Genomic DNA, 1,508 nt, shown 5'->3' with positions numbered 1-1,508 from the left:
GGCGCGGAGATGTGTATACGACACAGCTCTACGCCCGACGAGATTTTCGGTCCTGTCAGCATTAGCCGACTGAAAGAATCCGACAAGTATGAACGTGCCATCGACGGCTATCTGCCCACAGCCGATGTCGTGTTTCTGGACGAAATATGGAAAGCAGGCCCTGCCATACAGAACACTCTGCTGACCGTCATCAACGAGAAACTTTTCCGCAATGGCGACAAGGAACTGCATCTCCCCCTCAAACTGCTCGTAGCTGCCAGCAACGAACTGCCCGCTCAAGGCGAGGGACTGGAAGCCCTATGGGACCGTTTCCTCATCCGCATTCTCTGCACCTGCGTCAAGCAGGAAGAATCTTTCTACAAAATGCTGCTGGACGATTCTGCCGACCATCCGGAAACGACTGCCTGCGAATGGCAAATCTCCGACCGCGAGTATGCCGAATGGCAAGCTGAGATACGCCGCGTAACCTTGCCTCTCGATGTTCTTTCCTGCATCACAGCCATTCGCCACGGACTGACAAGCGTAGAGATGCAAGACTCCGACCTGCGCCGCAATGTCTACGTCAGCGACCGCCGTTGGAAAAACATCGTGAAGCTGCTCAAGACCTCCGCCTTCGTCCACGGCCGCACGGAAGTCTCCATGACCGACCTGCTTCCCGTCTACCACTGCCTATGGAGTGAGCCTGATGAGAGCGTTGCCATCCGTGACATCGTTATCCGTGCCTTATTCGTGTCCCACACAAAACAGATTGCCGGTATCGCCTCCTCGCTGAAATCCGATTTGAAAGTCAGCCGTGTGCGCGAAGCCCTCGACAAAGCCCGCCTTGCCGGCGACCGTAGGGACGATGACCTGCTGATAACGGAACACTTCTACTACCAGGTGGAGAAACATGGTACGGGCAACACCTACATCTTTATCGTGGACTACAAAAATCTGAAGGAGTACAGCGCCAAAGATGCCCCCACCTTGGGCGTAATGTATGCCGACCCCATCAATCCCAAGCGTACCATCATCCGCGCCTTTGCCGACACCGGCGCCGTGAAAGAGGAAGGCACCGAACGCGTCACCCTCTACCGCGACGACAAGCATCTCTACATCAACGGTGTGCGCTTCCCCATGCGGCGTCTGCAACGAGGTGAGGAGCAACAACTCTGGCTGGGAAACCTCTCCGTCACCGACCGTGACTACGAGACGGAACTGGACGCCGCCGCCACCAGCATAGACCGCCTGGTAAGAGATTTGTCTGACAACCTTTTCGTCTCCGAAGAAGACAAAAAGAGCGTAGCTCAATACGTCTCCATCGTCCGCAAGGAAATAGCCTGGGCGCGTGTGGACATGCGCAAACTGAGATATGGAGACGAATAATCCTCCAGTAACCAAGAAGAAGATGAACACCACCGTCACCCGATATGACACCGCCTTCTATGTGCAGGCACTGGACCGTTTCGTTGCCACCGGAGAGTGCGCAGAGACGGATACCGAGTCCTTGTATGCCTATCTACTCTCTG

1 protein-coding gene is annotated in these 1,508 nt (G+C 55.4%); it reads left to right on the top strand.

All coding sequences use genetic code 11. The features are described 5' to 3' along the window. On the top strand, nucleotides 1-1,365 hold a 1,365-nt coding region (locus ABUA47_RS24725), incomplete at its 5' end, for an AAA family ATPase (protein ID WP_349832283.1). Nucleotides 1,366-1,508: the final 143 nt, after the last annotated feature.

Source organism: Bacteroides sp. RTP31139st1_H2_RTP31139_211217, assembly GCF_040227615.1.
In the GTDB taxonomy this organism is placed as follows: domain Bacteria; phylum Bacteroidota; class Bacteroidia; order Bacteroidales; family Bacteroidaceae; genus Bacteroides; species Bacteroides uniformis.
Note: the sequence above shows the minus strand (reverse complement) of the source record. Positions and strands in the feature narration are given on the sequence as shown.